At 68.2% G+C, this 19,366-nt stretch carries 15 protein-coding genes and 1 pseudogene; 14 read left to right on the forward strand and 2 right to left on the reverse strand.

What is annotated here, in order from left to right:
• Positions 1 to 28: 28 nt before the first annotated feature.
• The 4 genes from LDO86_RS01100 to atzF are packed head-to-tail and all read left to right on the forward strand — an operon-like array spanning position 29 to position 7,201.
• Complete coding sequence (locus LDO86_RS01100; protein WP_018770968.1) at positions 29 to 919, forward strand: urea amidolyase associated protein UAAP1; 891 nt, start codon at positions 29 to 31, stop codon at positions 917 to 919.
• The gene (locus LDO86_RS01105) at positions 916 to 1,593 is read left to right on the forward strand and encodes an urea amidolyase associated protein UAAP2 (protein WP_018770967.1); all 678 of its coding nucleotides are present in this window, start codon (positions 916 to 918) and stop codon (positions 1,591 to 1,593) included. Before LDO86_RS01100 ends, LDO86_RS01105 begins: the two co-directional genes overlap by 4 nt.
• Positions 1,590 to 5,357, forward strand: coding sequence for an urea carboxylase (gene uca, locus LDO86_RS01110; protein ID WP_223993397.1), 3,768 nt, complete (start codon positions 1,590 to 1,592; stop codon positions 5,355 to 5,357). Before LDO86_RS01105 ends, uca begins: the two co-directional genes overlap by 4 nt.
• Complete coding sequence (atzF, locus tag LDO86_RS01115) at positions 5,354 to 7,201, forward strand: allophanate hydrolase (RefSeq protein ID WP_018770965.1); 1,848 nt, start codon at positions 5,354 to 5,356, stop codon at positions 7,199 to 7,201. The genes uca and atzF overlap by 4 nt, the downstream gene beginning before the upstream one ends.
• A gap of 46 nt (positions 7,202 to 7,247) precedes the next feature.
• Here the strand turns inward: atzF and LDO86_RS20255 are convergent.
• Positions 7,248 to 7,747, reverse strand: a pseudogene (locus tag LDO86_RS20255) (alpha/beta hydrolase); the annotation flags it as partial.
• 68 nt (positions 7,748 to 7,815) lie between these two features.
• Here LDO86_RS20255 and lysS point away from each other — a divergent pair.
• From lysS to LDO86_RS01140, 3 genes are all read left to right on the forward strand, one after another.
• On the forward strand, positions 7,816 to 9,354 hold the full coding sequence (lysS, locus tag LDO86_RS01130; RefSeq protein ID WP_018770964.1) for a lysine--tRNA ligase: 1,539 nt from the start codon (positions 7,816 to 7,818) through the stop codon (positions 9,352 to 9,354).
• Positions 9,355 to 9,356: 2 nt separating this feature from the next.
• Positions 9,357 to 9,533 carry a hypothetical protein gene (locus LDO86_RS01135; RefSeq protein ID WP_018770963.1) on the forward strand — a complete coding sequence of 59 codons (177 nt, stop codon included), beginning with the start codon at positions 9,357 to 9,359 and terminating at the stop codon, positions 9,531 to 9,533.
• A 128-nt stretch (positions 9,534 to 9,661) separates the two neighbouring features.
• Positions 9,662 to 9,994 carry an Lsr2 family protein gene (locus LDO86_RS01140; protein ID WP_018770962.1) on the forward strand — a complete coding sequence of 111 codons (333 nt, stop codon included), beginning with the start codon at positions 9,662 to 9,664 and terminating at the stop codon, positions 9,992 to 9,994.
• A 92-nt stretch (positions 9,995 to 10,086) separates the two neighbouring features.
• On the opposite strand, the gene LDO86_RS01145 is transcribed toward LDO86_RS01140, so the two are convergent.
• Positions 10,087 to 10,704 (reverse strand): hypothetical protein, encoded by a 618-nt coding sequence (locus LDO86_RS01145; RefSeq protein WP_018770961.1) that lies wholly within the window; start codon positions 10,702 to 10,704, stop codon positions 10,087 to 10,089.
• A gap of 272 nt (positions 10,705 to 10,976) precedes the next feature.
• Here LDO86_RS01145 and LDO86_RS01150 point away from each other — a divergent pair, with 272 nt between their 5' ends.
• From LDO86_RS01150 to LDO86_RS01180, 7 genes are all read left to right on the forward strand, one after another.
• A complete protein-coding gene (locus tag LDO86_RS01150; protein WP_026266017.1) occupies positions 10,977 to 13,469 on the forward strand; it encodes an ATP-dependent Clp protease ATP-binding subunit in 2,493 nt (830 codons plus the stop codon).
• Between the two features lie 212 nt (positions 13,470 to 13,681).
• The gene (locus LDO86_RS01155; protein WP_018770959.1) at positions 13,682 to 15,805 is read left to right on the forward strand and encodes a prolyl oligopeptidase family serine peptidase; all 2,124 of its coding nucleotides are present in this window, start codon (positions 13,682 to 13,684) and stop codon (positions 15,803 to 15,805) included.
• A gap of 169 nt (positions 15,806 to 15,974) precedes the next feature.
• Positions 15,975 to 16,484 carry an amino-acid N-acetyltransferase gene (locus LDO86_RS01160; RefSeq protein WP_018770958.1) on the forward strand — a complete coding sequence of 170 codons (510 nt, stop codon included), beginning with the start codon at positions 15,975 to 15,977 and terminating at the stop codon, positions 16,482 to 16,484.
• Between the two features lie 270 nt (positions 16,485 to 16,754).
• The gene (gene dhaK / locus LDO86_RS01165) at positions 16,755 to 17,756 is read left to right on the forward strand and encodes a dihydroxyacetone kinase subunit DhaK (protein WP_018770957.1); all 1,002 of its coding nucleotides are present in this window, start codon (positions 16,755 to 16,757) and stop codon (positions 17,754 to 17,756) included.
• Between the two features lie 2 nt (positions 17,757 to 17,758).
• On the forward strand, positions 17,759 to 18,391 hold the full coding sequence (gene dhaL, locus LDO86_RS01170; RefSeq protein ID WP_026266016.1) for a dihydroxyacetone kinase subunit DhaL: 633 nt from the start codon (positions 17,759 to 17,761) through the stop codon (positions 18,389 to 18,391).
• Entirely contained in the window at positions 18,388 to 19,137 is a 750-nt protein-coding gene (locus LDO86_RS01175) for an HPr family phosphocarrier protein (protein WP_018770955.1), read from the forward strand. The genes dhaL and LDO86_RS01175 overlap by 4 nt, the downstream gene beginning before the upstream one ends.
• A gap of 36 nt (positions 19,138 to 19,173) precedes the next feature.
• A complete protein-coding gene (locus LDO86_RS01180; protein WP_018770954.1) occupies positions 19,174 to 19,347 on the forward strand; it encodes a hypothetical protein in 174 nt (57 codons plus the stop codon).
• The last annotated feature ends 19 nt before the right edge of the window (positions 19,348 to 19,366 follow it).

Here is a 19,366-nt window from a genome sequence, read left to right on the forward strand (position 1 = left end):
CCACGCTTCCAAGACCTACAGGACTGACATGACACAGACCATCGAAACGCCAGCCGCCGGGACGGCCACCACGGCCGGTGCCCGCGCCCATGCCCGGGAACAGCACGGCAGGACCGCTGAAACCATGCGCCACGTACCGGCAGCGTCCGCGCCCGCGCACCTTCTGGCCGGACTGCCCGGAGTGGACGGGGCCGGCGCCGCGTCCCCCACATGGGCGGAATCCGTCGCCTTTGGCCGCTACACCACCATGTCCCTGGCGCGCGGCACCCGGGTCCGGCTCACCGACACGGCAGGCGACGCCTGCGTGCACGCCCTCCTGTACCGCGCCGGGGCCACCCACGAACGACTGAACGTCGCCGACACCGTCAAGGTCCCGTGGCAGGCCTACCCCGCCGCCGGGCACCCGCTGCTGTCCGACGCCGGCCGACTGATGGCAACGATCGTGGCGGACACCTCGTCGCGGCATGACGCACTCACCGGCGCCACAACCCTCGCCGGCAACACCGCCAAGTACGGCGCCGGAACCGCCCACAGCCCCTCCCCGGCAGCACGCGAACTGCTCACCCTGGGCGCCCTCAAGAACGGCCTGGGCACCCGCGACGTGGCGCCGTCCATCTCCTTCTTCAAAGGCATCACCGTCGACCCTGCCGGCAGCATCACCTTTACCGGAAGCGCCGGGCCCGGTGCCGCCGTCGAACTCCTGCTCCAGCTGGACACCGTGCTGGTACTGGCCAACACCGCCCACCCCCTGGACCCGCGCGCTGACTTTGCGGGGACCGCCGTCGACATCGTCGCCTGGCACGCGCCGCAGGACCTGGCGGCACTGGAGGCCGGCCACCTGGCCGGACCATTGGCCCCGGAACACCTGCAGGCCCTCCGCAACACCGAACACGATCTCGCCGCAAGGAACGCCCGATGAACACTGCCGTTGACACCACGCCCATCCCGGACGCCGCCGCCATCGCGCTGGCCCCTGGCGCCGTTGTACTTGATGAGTTCGTCGAAGCCCGCGGCCCCTGGTCTGCCGTGGTGGCAGCAGGCGACGTGCTGACCATCGTGGACCTGGAAGGCAACCAGGCGGTTGACTGCCTGCTGTACGCCGCGGCGGACACCACCGTGCGCTACTCGGCGGCAGCCACCATCGCCGCACAGCAGTCCATCGTCCTCACCACCGGTTCGGTCCTGCGCGCCGACAACCGCGCTGCCCTGATGACCGTCGTTGCAGACGAAGTGGGCGTGCACGACACCATCGGGGGCGCCTGCTCACAGGAATCCAATACCCTCCGCTACGGCCAGCACACCCGCGAACAGCACGCCTGCGTGGAGAACTTCCTGATCGAGGGCTCGCGCTGGGGCCTGGGCAAACGGGACCTGGTGTCCAACATCAACTGGTTCATGAACGTCCCGGTGGACCCGGACGGCGCCTTGGGCATCGTTGACGGCCTGTCCGCCCCCGGAAAGCGCGTGGCACTGAAGGCGGAGGTGGACACCCTGGTCCTGGTCTCCAACTGCCCGCAGATCAACAACCCCTGCAACGGCTTCAACCCCACCCCCGTCCGCATGATCGTCACCCGGCCGGAGGCTGCACTGTGAACCCCTTTGACACGCCGAACACCTTCGACACACTGTTGATCGCAAACCGCGGCGAGATCGCGTGCCGCATCATTGAGTCCGCCCGCAGGCTGGGCCTGCGCACCGTTGCCGTCTTCTCCGAGGCGGACCGCGGCGCCAAGCACGTCCGGCTCGCCGACGAGGCCGTACTGCTGGGGCCCGCGCCGGCCAAGGAATCCTACCTCCGGGTGGACGCAATCCTGGCGGCGGCAAAGGAAACCGGCGCCGGCGCCATCCACCCCGGCTACGGCTTCCTCTCCGAGGATGCGGCCTTCGCCGAGGCCGTGGAAGCGGCGGGACTGGTCTTCGTGGGCCCCACCGCCGAGCAACTGCGCATCTTCGGCACCAAGCACACCGCGCGCGACGCCGCCCGGGCAGCCGGGGTGCCGATGATCGCCGGTTCAGGGCTGCTTGGGGACGTGGACGACGCCGTTGCGGCCAGCACCGCGATTGGCTTCCCGCTGATGCTCAAGGCCACCGGCGGTGGCGGCGGGATCGGCATGACGGTCTGCCGCAACGAGGCCGAGCTTGTGGACAGCTTCCCCCGCGTGGCCCGCCTGGCGGGTGCCAGCTTCGGCACCGCAGGGGTTTTCGCCGAGCGGTACGTGGAGAACGCCCGGCACGTCGAGGTACAGATCTTTGGCGATGGCGAAGGCCGCGTGGTCAGCCTGGGGGACCGCGACTGCTCCCTGCAGCGCCGCCACCAGAAAGTCCTCGAAGAGGCACCCGCACCCGACCTCCCGGACGAACTGCGCGAAGAACTGCACCGCAGCTCCCGGGCCCTCTGCGCCTCCCTTAACTACCGCTCCGCCGGCACCGTCGAGTTCGTCTACGACTCCGCCCGCAAGGAAGCCTCCTTCCTGGAAGTCAACGCCCGGCTCCAGGTGGAGCACCCCGTCACCGAAGCCGTCACCGGGGTGGACCTGGTGGCATGGATGCTCCGCCTGGCCCAGGGCGGCAGCCAGGCCCAGGCAGTCCTTGCGGACGTGCCGGACAGCCTGCCCGTGACCGGCCACGCCGTGGAGGCCCGCGTTTACGCCGAGGATCCGGCCCGGGGCTTCCAGCCCAGCGCCGGAACCGTCACCAACGCCGCCTACCCCACGGCGGCAGAAGCACGCGTGGACGCCTGGGTGGAAACCGGCACCGACGTTTCCACCAACTACGACCCCCTCCTGGGCAAGATCATCACCTCCGGCACTGACCGCACCGAAGCTTTCGACCTCCTCGCCGCAGCGCTGGGCAACACCCGGATTGACGGCATCGAGACCAACTTAGGGCTGCTCCGCGCCGCCACCGGCCTGGAGGTGGTTCGCAGCGTTCAGCACTCCACCAGCACCCTGGACAACGTGGGGGACCCGGAGCCGCGCATCACCGTGGGCCGGCCCGGCCTGCAGACCAGCGTGCAGGACTGGCCCGGCCGCACCGGCCTCTGGCAGATCGGCGTTCCGCCCAGCGGCCCCATGGACGATCTCTCATTCCGGCTTGGCAACACCGCGCTGGGCAACCCCGAAGGCGCCCCGGGCCTCGAGTTCACCATGACCGGCCCCAGCCTGACCTTCACCCACGCCACCACCGTCTGCGTTACCGGCGCCGAAGTGGCTGTGACAGTTGACGGAACGGAGGTGCCCGCCTGGACGCCCGTGACGGTCCCGGCAGGCGGAACGCTCGACGCCGGCACCGCAGCCGGCAAGGGCCTGCGCGGCTACATCCTGTTCCAGGGCGGCCTGGACATTCCCGAGTACCTGGGCAGCGCCTCCACCTTCACCCTTGGCCAGTTCGGTGGCCACGCCGGACGGGTCCTGCGCGCGGGCGATGTGCTGCGGACGGTCAAGCCTGCCGCCGGCGCACCCGAGGAAGCCGCCGCGGCAGCGGTGCCCCTCGACAGCCGTCCCGCCCTCACCTCCACCTGGGAACTGGCCGTGGCCGAGGGCCCGCACGGCGCCCCGGAATTCTTCCAGCGTGAGGACATCGAGGAACTGTACAGCGCGGAGTACGAGGTCCACTTCAACTCCGCCCGGACCGGCGTGCGCCTCACCGGCCCCAAGCCCCGCTGGGCACGCACCGACGGCGGCGAAGCAGGCCTGCACCCCTCCAACATCCACGACACCGCCTACTCGGTGGGTGCCCTGGACTTCACCGGCGACACCCCCATCCTGCTCGGCCCGGACGGCCCCAGCCTGGGCGGTTTCGTCTGCCCCGTCACCGTGGTGACGGCTGAACGCTGGAAGCTCGGCCAGCTGCGCCCGGGGGACAAAGTCCGCTTCGTGCCCATCAAAGCCAGCCAGGCGCCGTCGGCCAGGGACCTGGGACCCGGCCGCCAGCTGGTGCTCCCGGGCGACGCCGGCTGGTCCGGCAATCTTTCAGCGCACCTCCCGGCGGTGAGCCCGGCAGCCGGCCGTCCCGCACGCACGGTACGCGGCGACGGCGACGACGGCGTGCTGGGCCGGGTGCCGGAAGGTTCCGGCCGGCCCGCGGTCACGTACCGCCGCTCCGGAGACGACAACCTGCTGGTGGAATACGGCGAGATGGTGCTGGACCTGGGCCTGCGCGCCCGGGTCCACGCCCTGCACCAGCACATCGAAGCGCTCCGGGTACCCGGCATCGTGGACCTCACCCCGGGTATCCGGTCGCTGCAGATCAAGGTGGACCCGTCCGTCCTCCCCACCGGGCGGCTGCTGGACCTGGTCCAGGAAATCGAGGCCGCCCTGCCCGCCAGCTCAGAATTGGTGGTCCCCAGCCGCACCGTCCGGCTGCCGCTGTCCTGGGACGATCCGGCCACCCGCGAAGCGATCGAACGCTACATGGCAGGCGTCCGCGACGACGCCCCTTGGTGCCCGTGGAACATCGAATTCATTCGGCGGATCAACGGCCTGGACTCCGTCAGCGACGTCTTCGACACCGTCTTCAACGCGGAGTACCTGGTCCTGGGCCTGGGCGACGTCTACCTCGGCGCCCCCGTGGCCACCCCGCTGGACCCCCGCCACCGCCTGGTCACCACCAAGTACAACCCCGCCCGGACCTGGACGCCCGAGAACGCGGTGGGCATCGGCGGCGCCTACATGTGCATCTACGGCATGGAGGGCCCCGGCGGCTACCAGTTCGTCGGCCGCACCACCCAGGTGTGGTCGCGGTACGCCGGTTCGGCCCCGTTCGAACCCGGTTCGCCCTGGCTGCTCCGGTTCTTCGACCGCATCTCCTGGTACCCCGTCAGCCCCGAGGAACTCCTGGACCTGCGCGCGGACATGGCAGCAGGACGCGGCCGCGGCGTGGAGATCGAGGAGGGCACGTTCTCCCTCGCCGAGCACGAACAGTTCCTTGCCGACAACAGCCAGTCCATCGACGCGTTCCGGGAGAAGCAGGGCGCAGCGTTCGCGGTGGAACGGCAGGCCTGGGCCGACGCCGGCGAGTTCGACCGGGCGGACGCGCTCGCCGCCGTCGTGGCCCCCGCTGTTGACGACGTGGTGGTTCCCGACGGCGGATCGCTCATCTCCGCACCGTTCGCCGCCAGCGTCTGGAAGGTGGACGTCAAGGCCGGCGACCGTGTCGCCAAGGGCCAGCCGCTGGTCTCGCTGGAAGCAATGAAGATGGAAACGGTCCTCGAAGCGCCGTGCGAGGGCGTGGTGCTCCGCGTCCTGCCGGCCGCCGGCTCCCAGGTGGTGGCCGGCGAGGCGGTAGTGGTCCTCGGCGCCGACTTGGGCCTTGAACCGGCAGACGACGCCCAGGAACTGGAAGAGGCAGCAGTATGAGCCCGGCAACCAACAGCAGTGCCACCAGTCGCGCCAAGGCGGCACTCGCGGCGCTGGAATCAGTAAACCGGCCTGAAATCTGGATCACGGTCCGCAGCGGCGAGGACCTCCTGGCGGAGGCTGCCGCGATCGACGCCGCCGTGGCAGGTGGCGCGGATCTGCCGTTGGCCGGGCTGCTTTTGGCCGTCAAGAACAATGTTGACGTGGCGGGCATCCCCACCACGGCAGCGTGCCCTGGCTTTGCCTACACGCCGGAAAAGGATGCGGAAGCGGTGGCCCGCCTCCGCGCCGCCGGTGCCCTGGTCCTGGGCGCCACCAACCTGGACCAGTTCGCCACCGGGCTGGTGGGGACGCGCAGCCCCTACGGCGCCGTCCGGGATTCGCGCCGGCCGGAGTACATTTCCGGCGGTTCCAGCTCCGGCTCCGCGGTGGCGGTGGCACTGGGACTGGTGGACATCGCGATCGGCACGGACACGGCGGGCTCCGGCCGGGTCCCCGCCGGGCTGCAGGGCATCGTGGGCATCAAGGCAACACTGAACGCCGTCTCCACGGAGGGGGTGGTGCCCGCCTGCCGGTCCTGGGACGCCGTCACCATCTTTGCCCGGCACCTGTCCACCGCCGAGCTGGCCATGGGCTTCATGGCCGGCAACTCCCGGTCCTGGCCCGCGGACATCAAACTGGCCGCGCCGGCACGTCCCCGCGTGGCATATCCCGCCAGCCTGCCCGCATTGCCCCCTGAGTGGGCGGCGGAATTCAAGCGGCAGGTTGACCGCCTGCGGTCCAGCGGGGTGGATGCCGAAGCAATCGAATTCGACGACTTCCTGCAGGCAGCACGGCTGCTGTACGACGGCGCGCTGGTGGCCGAACGCCACGCTGCGTTGGGGGCCTTCCTGGCAAAGCACGACGCCGGCACTGACGGCCAGGCGGGCATCGATCCCACCGTGGCGGGCATCATCCGGGCGGCCGGTACCGTTTCCGCCTCCCGGTACGTTGCCGATACCGCCCGGCTGGAGGAACTGCGGACCAGGGCGCTGGCCCGGATCGCCGGCTTCGATGCCCTCCTGGTTCCCACGGCGCCCTTCCACCCCACGCTGGCTGAGGTGGCCGCGGACCCGGTAGGCGTGAATTCGCTGATGGGCACCTACACCAATTTCTGTAACCTGTTCGACCTCTGTGCCGTGGCTGTCCCTGCCGGGGAAGTGGACGGCGCGCAGTTCGGCCTCACGGTGGTCGGCCGGACCTTCGACGATGCCGTGGCGGCCGATATCGCCCGCCGCGTGGAGCTAACCCCGGACGCTCCCGCCCTCTTCGCTCCGGGCGCAGCAGCGGAGGTTGGCCGCACCGGCGCCCACCCGTCGTCGTCCACGCCCTGGCCTTTGGCGGCGGGCGCAACGGCCGTGCCGCTGGTGGTGGTGGGTGCGCACCGCAAGGGCCAGCCGCTGGCGCCGCAGCTGGAGGAACTCGGGGCCTCGTGGGATGGTCCGGTCCGGACCGCCGCACGCTACCGCATGGTGGCGCTGGACACGGTGCCGGCAAAGCCGGGCGTTTACCGGTCCGACGACGGCGCGGAACTGGTGGGGGAGCGGTGGCTGCTGTCCCCTGCGGCCCTGGGGACGTTCCTGGCCGCCCTCCCGGAACCCATGCTCCTGGGATCCGTGGAGCTGTCGGACGGCTCCAGCGCCGTCGGGTTCGCCTGTGATGCGGTTGCCGCTGCGGGCGGGAAGGACATCACGGCCTGGGGTGACTGGCTGGCGGACCGGAGCGTGGAACCGAAGCCGCGGACCGTGTGGCGGGACCTGGGGGAGGCGGCCCTGGCCGGGTTCAGCCGCGGCGAGCGGGGATAGTGCCGGTGGCATCCGGGCGGGTTCCGCCGTCCGGATGCCCGCCCGTGAAATACGCCGCGATGTCGGTCACAAGCTCCTTGACGGCCGCCGGAATGGACCCGTGGAAGCACTTGGGGGAGAGCTGGTAAGTGCTGCCTGGAACTGCCTGGTGCAGCCGCTCCGCCGTTTCCTTGTAGCCCGGGCTGGTGGCCTTCTTCATGTGCGCCAGGGCGTGGCCCACCTTGCCGCCGTTGACGGCGTCCTCGAACCCGTCCAGCCACGCGGTGTCGATGCTGCCGTCGATGTTCACCGCTGCGTCGTACACCGCAAGCCTGTCCGGGACCTTTGCGGTTCCGGTGAACTCCTGCACGGTGTTCAGCGCCACCGCTCCGCCCAGCCCTCTCCCAGGCCTTTCGCCAGGGCGATGGAGAACTGGCGGTAGATCAGGGCCGTGAGGAACGCGCCGCCGATCAGCAGCACCCGCTTTTGCCCGGGCGCGTCTTCGGTGCCGTAGCTGTACAAAGCCAGCCTGCCGCCGTCGTGCGCTGGAAGTACCCGTTCTTTCACCCGTCCATCCCAGGGTGTGAGCCTGCGGGCCAGCTGCAAGTCCTGGCACCCAATGCCCGGTAAACTTGATGATTGTGACTTCCCAAAACACCCCCTCGCCCAAGAACGCCCCGGAGCCCGTTGATGCCAGCGAGCAGATGCGGATCCGCATGGAAAAGCGCGCCAAACTTCTTGAGCGCGGCACGGAGGCGTACCCCGTGGGGGTGGAGCGGACGCATTCGCTCGCCGAGATCCGGGAAAAGTACGCCCACCTCGAAGCCGACGACACCACCGGCGACACCGTGGGCGTCACCGGCCGCGTTGTCTTCATCCGCAACACCGGCAAGCTCTGCTTCGCCACCCTGCAGGAAGGCGGCACCGACGGCAAAGCCACCCGCCTGCAGGCCATGCTGAGCTTGGCCAACGTGGGTGAGGAGGCGCTCGCCGACTGGAAGGCCCTGGTTGACCTCGGCGACCACGTGTTCATCAAGGGCGAGGTCATCTCCTCCCGCCGCGGCGAGCTGTCGATCATGGCGGACTCCTGGTCCATGGCCTCCAAGGCCCTGCGCCCGCTTCCGGTCCTGCACGCGGACCTGAACGAGGAAACCCGCGTCCGCCAGCGCTACGTCGACCTGATGGTCCGCGACGAAGCCCGCGAAATGGTCTACACCCGTGCCGCCATCACCCGCTCCATCCGCGAAACGCTGTTCCGGCACCGCTACGTGGAAGTGGAAACCCCCATCCTGAACCTGGTCCACGGCGGAGCCCTGGCCCGGCCGTTCGAAACCCACATGAACGCCTTCGACCAGAAGATGACGCTGCGCATCGCCACCGAGCTGTACCTCAAGCGCGCCGTTGTTGGCGGCATCGACCGCGTGTATGACATGGGCCGCGTGTTCCGCAACGAGGGCGTGGACTCCACCCACAGCCCCGAATTCACCACCCTTGAGTGCTACGAGGCCTGGGCGGACCAGTTCGTGATGGCAGAGCGGATCAAGGAGATCATCCTCGACGCCGCCGACGCCGTGGGTGCCGGACGCGTCCTTCAGACCGGGGCGGGGGAGATCAACCTCGACGGCGAGTGGGCCTGGCTGGCCGTCTACCCCGGACTTTCCGACGCCGTGGGGCAGGAGATCACGCCGGAGACGCCCGTTGAGGTGCTTCGGGAGATCGCGGAAAAGCACGACGTCAAGGCGGACCCCAAGTGGGACGCCGAAAAGCTGGCGGTGGAACTCTTCGGCGAAATCGTGGAGCCCACCCTGCTGAACCCCACCTTCGTCTACGACTACCCGCCCTCCGCCCAGCCGCTGGCCCGCCCGCACCGCGAGGACGGCCGGCTGATCGAGGCCTGGGACCTGATCATCGGCGGCATGGAGCGCGGCACCGCCTTCTCCGAGCTGATCGACCCCGTCATCCAGCGCGAACGGCTCACCGAGCAGTCCCTGCACGCAGCCGCCGGTGACGTGGAGGCAATGCAGCTGGACGAGGACTTCCTGCGCGCCCTGGAATACGGCGCCCCTCCCATGGGCGGCATCGGCCTGGGCATCGACCGGCTGGTCATGCTCTTCACGGGCGCCGGCATCCGCGAAACCATCCTGTTCCCCCTGCTGAAGCCCGAAGGGCACTGACCATGGAATACGTAGCGGTTATCCTGCCCTCCCTGGTGGTGGGCCTGCTGTTCTGGTTCGCCATGAAGGCAATCTTCAACGCGGACAAGGCCGAGCGCCAGGCGGAGGCCCGTGCGCAGGCCGAGGCGGATTCCCTCCCGGTGCAGCCCACGGACCGCCCGGGCCCCGAATCCAAATAGATAAACCCCCTTCTTTCCGGTTTTATCCCCAAGGAACGAATAGGCGCTTTGACGCGTTGCCAAGATAAGAGTCATAATTTTTTTGGGAAACATCCTGCTTTTCTGAAAACCCAAGAGGAAGACCTTTAATGGCACAGAAAGTAAACATCATCCTCGTTGATGATCTGGATGGGGGATCCGCAGACGAGAATGTTAAGTTCGGCCTCGATGGGGTCAACTACGAGATTGACCTGTCGGCAGCCAATGCCGCTGAACTTCGGTCTTCACTGGAGAGGTTCATCAACGCTGCACGCAAGGCTTCCGGAGGCCGCACCGCCCAGCGGGCGAAGGCTCCGGCCGGTGGCCGCAGCCACGATTCGGCGCAAATCCGGCAATGGGCCCGGGATAACGGCTACACCGTTAACAGCCGCGGCCGAATTCAGGCTGAAATCCAGGAAGCCTACCAAAAGGCAAATTCCTAGGTACGCGCGTGGCCTGACTAAAAAGCCCTGCTTCCCCCCTTCGGGAGGCAGGGCTTTTGGCGGGGTACAGGTATTTAGCGGTACGGGCGTAATTACTCCCGCGCCGCAGCCGGGGATTCACCGCTGTGCGATTCACGGCGCAGCAGGCTGCCGGCAGCAAACTGCTCGGCGACATAGAACACGAAAGGCGGAATATCGCCTGTTTTCGCCAGTACCACTCCAGACCCGGCACTGGCGAGGGCCAGCGCTGCCGCTTCCTTTTTCCGGTGCGGCAAGGTTGCCAGGGTGCCGGACAGGGACCCGAGCGCGAGCACATGCAGCCACGCATAGGCGTGGAACGGCCACGCCGGGAAGCGGCGCGCCGCGAAGCGCTCCAGGTCCGACGCACGCATTGCGAGTTCGGACACAAATAACGGCGCCCCGGCGGCAAGTGCGACGGCGGCTGTGCCGGCGAGTGCCCTGCTCCTTCCGGGCGGGAGGGCCAGGGCCAGCCGGGCAAACGCCGCGGGCATGGCAGCCGTCCCCGCCGCCGCCACATGTTGTCCGGCCACCCACCAGCGCTGCCCCTTCCGGAGCATGTCCAGCCGCCGCGCAGCGTCGGGCTCCAGGTAGACCCCCGGCACCGGGCTGATGCCGGCCAGCCAAACCGCACCGGCCGCGAGGGCAACCCCCGCCGGGCGCCTGACGCGTTCCAGGTCCACCTGCGACATGTTCCCGCCCTCCCCGCTGATTCACGCTGCCCATGTTGCTCCCGCTGGAGCGGCCAAGGCCGCCGTTAGGGCCAAGAATGGCCCATCATCCGGCGCGGGACAAGGGCTTCTTGGAGGGCTCCTTTGCCCGCTGCTGCCCGGCGGCCGAAGTCCGTGGAAGGGGGCGCGGCAATATTCCCGGAAGTCCCATGTTTCCCCTGTGGCGAACACGCTCCACAACTTCGGACCGGCCACGTAGCATCAAAGTACGTCGTAGCTAGGAGTGTGGCGAAATGTTTGAGCGATTTACGGACCGTGCCCGTCGCGTAGTTGTGCTTGCCCAAGAAGAGGCACGCATGCTGAACCACAATTACATCGGTACCGAACACATCCTCTTGGGTCTGATCCATGAGGGTGAGGGCGTTGCCGCCAAAGCTCTTGAGTCCTTGAGCATTTCGCTCGACGGCGTGCGCGAGCAGGTGCAGGAGATCATCGGGCAGGGCCAGCAGGCCCCCTCCGGCCACATCCCCTTCACCCCCCGCGCCAAGAAGGTGCTGGAGCTCTCGCTGCGCGAAGCCCTGCAGCTGGGCCACAACTACATCGGCACGGAGCACATCCTGCTCGGCCTGATCCGCGAGGGTGAAGGCGTCGCCGCCCAGGTGCTGGTCAAGCTCGGCGCCGACCTCAACCGGGTCCGCCAGCAGGTCATCCAGCTCCTCTCCGGCTACCAGGGCAAGGAAACCACCGGCGCAGGCGTCGGCGGCGGACAGCCCGAAGGCGCACCCGCCGGTTCCGTGGTCCTGGACCAGTTCGGCCGCAACCTGACCCAGGCTGCGCGCGAGAACAAGCTGGACCCCGTCATCGGCCGCGAGCAGGAAATGGAACGCGTCATGCAGGTCCTTTCCCGCCGCACCAAGAACAACCCGGTCCTCATCGGTGAGCCCGGCGTCGGCAAGACGGCCGTCGTCGAAGGCCTGGCCCAGGCGATTGTCCGCGGCGACGTTCCGGAGACCATCCGGGACAAGCAGCTGTACACCCTGGACCTCGGTTCCCTGGTGGCAGGTTCCCGTTACCGCGGTGACTTTGAAGAGCGCCTCAAGAAGGTCCTCAAGGAGATCCGCACGCGCGGCGACATCATCCTGTTCATCGATGAGATCCACACGCTGGTGGGTGCCGGTGCCGCCGAAGGCGCCATCGACGCAGCCTCGATCCTGAAGCCCATGCTGGCCCGCGGCGAGCTGCAGACCATCGGCGCCACCACTCTGGATGAGTACCGCAAGCACATCGAGAAGGATGCCGCCCTGGAGCGCCGCTTCCAGCCGATCCAGGTCAAGGAACCCTCCGTGGCGCACGCCATTGAGATCCTCAAGGGCCTGCGCGACCGCTACGAGGCGCACCACCGGGTCACCATCACCGACGGCGCCCTGGCCTCCGCTGCAAGCCTGGCCGAGCGCTACATCTCGGACCGCTTCCTGCCGGACAAGGCGATCGACCTGATCGACGAAGCCGGCGCCCGGCTGCGCATCCGCCGCATGACCGCTCCGCCGGAGCTCAAGGCCATGGACGAGCGCATCGCCAAGCTGAAGATGGAGAAGGAATCCGCCATCGACGCGCAGGACTTCGAAGGCGCCGCTTCGCTCCGCGACAAGGAACAGAAGATGATTTCCGAGCGCGCGGAGAAGGAACGCCACTGGAAGTCCGGCGGCATGGACGACATCTCCGAGGTGGATGAGGATCTCATCGCCGAGGTGCTGGCCAACTCCACCGGCATCCCCGTCTTCAAGCTGACCGAGGAAGAGTCCTCGCGGCTGCTCAAGATGGAAGACGAACTGCACAAGCGCGTGGTGGGCCAGGACGAGGCCATCAAGGCACTGTCGCAGGCCATCCGCCGTACCCGTGCAGGGCTCAAGGACCCCAAGCGCCCCGGTGGCTCGTTCATCTTCGCCGGCCCCACCGGCGTCGGCAAGACCGAGCTCGCAAAGGCACTCGCAGAGTTCCTGTTCGGTGAAGAGGACGCCCTCATCACCCTGGACATGTCCGAGTACTCCGAGAAGCACACCGTCTCGCGGCTCTTCGGTGCCCCTCCGGGCTACGTGGGCTACGAAGAGGGTGGCCAGCTGACCGAGAAGGTCCGCCGCCGTCCGTTCTCCGTGGTGCTGTTCGACGAAGTGGAAAAGGCCCACGCGGACCTCTTCAACTCGCTGCTGCAGATCCTGGAAGACGGCCGCCTGACCGACTCCCAGGGCCGCGTGGTGGACTTCAAGAACACCGTGATCATCATGACCACCAACCTGGGTACCCGGGACATCTCCAAGAGCGTTGCCACCGGCTTCCAGTCCGGCACCGACACGCAGACCGGCTACAACCGCATGCGTGCCCGTGTGACGGAGGAGCTCAAGCAGCACTTCCGTCCCGAGTTCCTGAACCGTGTTGACGACGTCGTGGTGTTCCCGCAGCTGACCCAGGACGAGATCATCGAGATCGTGGACCTGTTCGTCACCCGCCTGGAGAAGCGCCTCAAGGACAAGGACATGGGCATCGAGCTCACCAAGGCCGCAAAGGTGCTCCTCGCAACCCGCGGCTACGATCCCGCCATGGGTGCCCGGCCCCTGCGCCGCACCATCCAGCGCGAGATCGAGGACCAGCTCTCCGAGAAGATCCTCTTCGGCGAGATCCACCCCGGCGACATCGTCGTGGTGGATGTCGAAGGCGAAGGCGACGACGCGAAGTTCACCTTCGCCGGCAACGCCAAGCCGCGCATCCCGGAGATCGCCCCGAGCGTCTAGTCTCCACAGCCAAAGCCCCGCCACTCCGCAAGGAGCGGCGGGGCTTCCGCTTGTTAACCACCCCTCCGCCGGCTGGGTCCGGCGCTTTCATCCCTGGCTGGGTCCGGCGCCGGGGCCGGAGCGAACCCAGCCACGGAAAACGCACCCGGGCGCGCAGCCGGGCAGTGCGTGGCGGCTGTGCTCCAGGACACAAAACGTGTTGAATCGGGGGCATGGCTAACTTGGAACCGGCGATCCCGGATGAGCAACCACTGACCCCTTTCCACGACCTCGACCACTACCTGTCCATCCCGCGGGTAAGCGGCCTGGCCCTGAGCCCGGACGGCTCGCGGCTGGTCACCACCGTCAGCACCCTGAACGGCAAAGGCACCGAATTCGCCACTGCACTGTGGGAGCTGGACCCGGCCGGGCAGAAGCATGCGCGGCGAATTACGCGCAGTGCCAAGGGCGAAGCCGGTGCCGCTTTCTCGGCCAACGGCGACGTCTACTTCACGTCCGCGCGTCCCGACCCGGACAGCCCCGACGAGGAACCGGTGAACGCCCTGTGGGTGCTTCCGGCGGACGGCGGGGAAGCCAGGGTGGCCCTCAGCCGGCCCGGCGGCATCAGCAAAGTGCTGACGGCCAGAGGCGCGGACGCGGCGTTCGTGACGGCCGAGGTCCTTGCAGGGTCCATGGACGAGGAAGACGACGCCGACCGGCGCAAGACGCGCAAGGACCGGAAAGTCTCTGCCATCCTGCACAGCGAATATCCGGTCCGATACTGGGACGCGGACCTGGGGCCGGGCCAGCCGCGGATCTTTGCGGTGGAAGCGGGGGAGGACAAGGCGCCCGGCAAACCGGCAACTGTTGACGCCACCGCCCCGCTGGTCCTGCGTAACCTGACGCCGGACGCCGGGCCCCGGCTGCGGGAAGCGGAGACCGTGGTCAGCCCTGACGGCAAGACCATCTACAGCAGTTACACCAAACCACTGGCCAAGGCGGACAGCAGGTCCGTCCTGGTGGCGGTGGATGTGGCATCCGGCGGGCTCAAGGTGCTGTTGAACCAGGAGGGAATGAGCTACTTCCCGGGTCCGGTCAGCCCTGACGGCCGGACCCTGGTGGTGGTCAGCGAAAGCGACTCCACCCCGCAGCAGGCCCCCGACATCAAGATGCACCTCCTGGACGTCTCCGGCGGGGCCGCCGGGAACGCCGCGGGCCTGCAGCCCCTGGCCCACGACTGGGACCGTTGGCCCAAGCCTGCAGCGTGGCTCCCCGATGGCTCTGCCCTCCTGGTCACAGCGGACGACGACGGCGCGTCGCCGGTTTTCCGGGTCAGCATTCCGTCGGCTGCCGCTGAGGTTGGCGTCACCCGGGTGACGCAGGACGCCGCGGCATATTCCGACGTCGTCATTTCTCCAGAGGGGCGGAGCGCGTATGCCCTGCGCAGCTCCTACGAATTTCCGGCCGAAGCCGTCCGGATCGACCTGGCCACAGGGGAAACAACCCGCCTCCCGGCTCCTGCGGAACGTCCCAGCCTCCCGGGGCGGCTGGAACGCATCGCGGCCGCCGCAGCCGATGGGTCCCGGGTGCCTGCCTACCTGGCCCTGCCGGAGGGCGCCTCCGCAAGTGAGCCGGCGCCGCTGCTCCTGTGGATCCATGGCGGTCCACTGGGATCCTGGAACGCCTGGACGTGGCGCTGGAACCCGTGGCTTCTGGCTGCCCGGGGATATGCGGTGCTGCTGCCGGATCCCGCGTTGTCCACGGGATACGGGCAGTCGTACATCCAGCGGGGCTGGGGCTCATGGGGGAAGGCGCCCTTCACCGACCTGATGGCCGTGACCGATGCGGCCGTGGAACGGCCCGACGTCGATGAGTCCCGGACCGCGGCGATGGGCGGCTCCTTTGGCGGGTACATGGCCAACTGGGTTGCAGGCAACACGGACCGGTTCAAGGCAGTTGTCACCCATGCCAGCCTGTGGGCCCTGGACCAGTTCGGGCCCACCACGGACGCCTCCCAGTACTGGCTGAAGGAAATGACCGAGGAGATGGCACTCGAGAACTCGCCGCACCTGCATGCGGAGAATATCGGCACGCCCATGTTGGTGATCCATGGGGACAAGGACTACAGGGTGCCCATCGGCGAGGGCCTGCGGCTTTGGTACGAACTGCTGTCCAAGTCCCGGCTCGCGGCGGACCAGGACGGGCAGACCCCGCACCGGTTCCTGTACTTCCCGGACGAAAACCACTGGGTCCTCCAGCCGCAGCACGCCAAGGTCTGGTACCAGGTGGTGGAGTGGTTCCTGGCACGGAACGTCCTGGGCAAGGACATCGAACTGCCGGCAGAACTCGGCCTCTAAGCTGTTGGATACTCCGGCTCGGAGGCTGGGGCATTTGCCGCTTGCTGCTCGTTCCTCCCCGCTGGCCCCCTGCCTCGCAAGCTCGGCCGGGGACCCTCACCAGCGTGGGCCCAGCTTTGACGCAAGCTGCGCAAATGTCCCAGCCTCCTTCGCCTCGTAGGATAGCTCTGTGACCGACTCCTTCCACATCCGCCCAGCACGCACCAGCGACGTCCCTGCCATCAAGAAGCTGGTGGCGCCCCTGGCAGAGGAGCGCATCCTGATGGCAAAGGAGACGGTGGCGTACTACGAGAGCCTCCAGGAGTTCCGCATTGCCGAGTCCAGCGACGGCGAAATGATCGGCTGTGGCGCCCTGCACGTGATGTGGGAGGACCTTGCGGAAATCCGCACCCTCGCGGCTTCGGGCGAATGGCGCGGCAAAGGGGTGGGGCACGTCCTGGTGGAAAGCCTGCTGGAGGAGGCCCGTGCCCTTGGTGTCTCCCGGGTCTTCTGCCTCACCTTCGAAGTGGACTTCTTCAAGCGCCACGGCTTCGAAGTGATGGCGGACCAGTCGGCGGTGGACCCGGAAGTGTACTCCGAGCTGCTGCGCTCCCATGACGAAGGCGTGGCGGAGTTCCTGGACCTGGCCCGGGTCAAGCCCAACACCCTGGGCAACACCCGGATGATCCGCACCCTCTAACGCTGTTCCGCACCCTTCAAAGCCAACCGCGGGAGCACGGGGGACTGCCGTATTGGCTTTACTCGAATTGATGGATAAACTACTGCAGGCCGGTATGTGGGGGGCCTCAGGAAAGGGACAGTCATTGGGGGCTGTCCCTTTGCTGCGTCCCGGGCCGGCGGTTCCGGGAAGCGGGCGGCAAACCCGGGCAGGAAGAACCTACCGCCACCTGCGATGACGGTAGTAGGGTCGGAAAACACACCCTTCAGGAGCACAGCCAGGAGCAACGCCGTGAAGAAACTCATCAACGATCCAAAATCCGTTGTCCAGGAAGCTGTCCAGGGCTTCGGCATGGCTTACGCCGGGCTGGTGACGGTCAGCGAAGACCCCATCTACATCACGCGCAAGGACGCGCCGGTGGCCGGCAAGGTGGGGCTGGTTTCCGGCGGCGGAAGCGGCCACGAGCCGCTGCATGCCGGCTACGTGGGGAAGGGAATGCTCGACGCCGCGGTGCCGGGGGCGGTGTTCACCTCACCCACGCCGGACCAGATCCTTCCCGCCACCCTGGCAGTCGACTCAGGTGCCGGCGTCGTGCACATCGTCAAGAACTACACCGGCGACGTCCTGAATTTTGAGACGGCGGCCGAACTGGCCGAGGCGGAGGGCGTGAGCGTCCGCACCGTCCTGGTCAATGACGACGTCGCCGTGGAGGACTCCCTGTACACGGCCGGCCGCCGCGGGGTGGGCGGCACAGTGCTGGTGGAGAAGATCGCAGGAGCCGCCGCCGAGCGCGGGGACGACCTGGACGCCGTCGCTGCCATCGGCGAACGGGTCAACGCCAATGTCAGGACCATGGGCGTGGCCCTGTCCGCCTGCACCGTACCCCACGCGGGCACGCCCAGTTTCGACCTCGCAGAGGACGAGATCGAGATCGGCATTGGCATCCACGGCGAGCCGGGCAGGCACCGCATCCCCATGGAAAACGCGGACAGCATCACCAACCGCCTGCTGGAACCGGTCCTGGCTGATTTGAAGATCAGTTCGGGGGACAGGGTGCTGCTGTTCGTCAACGGCATGGGCGGCACACCGCTGAGCGAGCTGTACATCGTGTACCGGCGGGCCGTGCAGGTGCTCGCCGAAGCAGGTGCCTCGGTGGAACGATCGCTGGTGGGCAACTACATCACGGCCCTGGAGATGCAGGGCTGCTCCATTTCGGTCCTCCGGCTGGACGACGAGCTCACGGAACTGTGGGATGCACCCGTGCACACCGCCGCCCTTCGCTGGGGCGTGTGACCGTGGTCCTGGACGCCAATTGGGCCGTGAAATGGCTGACCCTGTGCGCGCAGGCCATGGCTGAACACCGCGTTGAACTGATCGAACTGGACCGTGCCATCGGGGACTCGGACCACGGTGAGAACATGGACCGCGGCTTCCAGGCCGTCCTGGCCAAGCTGGGCGAATCCACGCCGGAGACGCCCGGGGCGGCGTTGAAGATGACGGCCATGACCCTGATGTCCAAGGTGGGCGGAGCCGCCGGTCCCCTCTACGGCACCGCGTTCCTTCGCGCCGCCACCGCCTTCGGCGACGCGCCCGAGATTGATCCGGCAGGGCTGGCCTCTGCCCTGGAGGCTGCCCGGGACGGGATCGTGGCGCGCGGGAAGGCGGAGAGCGGCGACAAGACCATGGTGGATGCGTGGACGCCGGCAGTTGATGCGGCCCGGGCCGCGGCTGACGGCGACGGCACGGACGTCCTTGGCGTCCTGGTGGCAGCCGCGGAAGCCGCCGAGGCCGGGGCAGTGGCCACCGATCCCCTCATCGCAAGGAAAGGCCGGGCCAGCTACCTTGGCGAACGCAGCGCCGGCCACCGGGACCCCGGCGCTGTGTCCAGTGCGCTGATCCTGCGTGCGGCCGTTGGGGCGGCTGCGTGACCGTAAGCATCGTGGTGGTGTCCCACAGCGAAAAGATCGCCGACGGCGCCGTGGAGCTTGCCGCCCAGATGGCTCCCGACGTGGTGATCCTGCCCGCCGGCGGCACCGACGACGGCAGGATCGGCACCAGCCTGGAGAAGGTGCTGGCAGCCCTTGAACAGGCCGGCGATAAACAGCGCAATGCACAAGAGGCCGGCGCGGAACAGCCCGGAGTGCAGCCCGGCGGGAACGGCACGGTGATCCTGACGGACCTTGGATCAGCGGTGATGACGGCCGAAGCGGCGCTGGAGTTCCTGGAGGATGCCGCCGGCGTCCTGCTCGCCGACGCGCCGCTGGTGGAAGGGCTGGTGGCCGCTGCGGTTGCCGCCCAGGGCGGAGCAGATGTGCAGGCGGTCCGGGCGGCGGCTGAAGCGGCAGGCGGTCCGGCCCGCCGGCCCGAACCCGCACGGGCCGGGGGAGCGGGGCAGGGACCTGTCAGCAGCGCCGCACCGGATTCCACCGGCGACTTTGAACTTGTGAACCAGGCCGGGATGCACGCCCGGCCGGCCGCGAAAGTGGCAGGGGGCCTGGCCTCGCTGGATGCCGAGGTCACCATCAACGGGGTGGATGGCGCGTCCATGACGGGGTTGATGACCCTCGGCGCCGGCAAGGGCACCGTGCTGCACGTGGAAGCGTGGGGGACGGATGCGGAACGGGCAGTGGAGTACGTCGGCGGCCTGGTGCAGGCCGGCTTCGGCGAGCCCTAAGCCCGATGGCGGGTTCCTGCGAATAAGCTCGATGGCATGGAACGGCCGCTTGCAGAGAACCCCCAGGAAATCGAAGTGCTGGACGGCCAAATCTCCGTGGAGGAACTGCTCGCCGAACTCGGCTTCGATTGGAGCGCCCAGCCCGTGGGTGGCGGTCCGGCGGCCGGAACCGCTGAAGGCGAAACCTTCACCCAGCCCGTGCTGTTCTAGTCCGGTGCCGCCCGGTCCA

Origin of the sequence: Arthrobacter sp. StoSoilB19 (genome assembly GCF_019977275.1) — a bacterium.
In the GTDB taxonomy this organism is placed as follows: domain Bacteria; phylum Actinomycetota; class Actinomycetes; order Actinomycetales; family Micrococcaceae; genus Arthrobacter.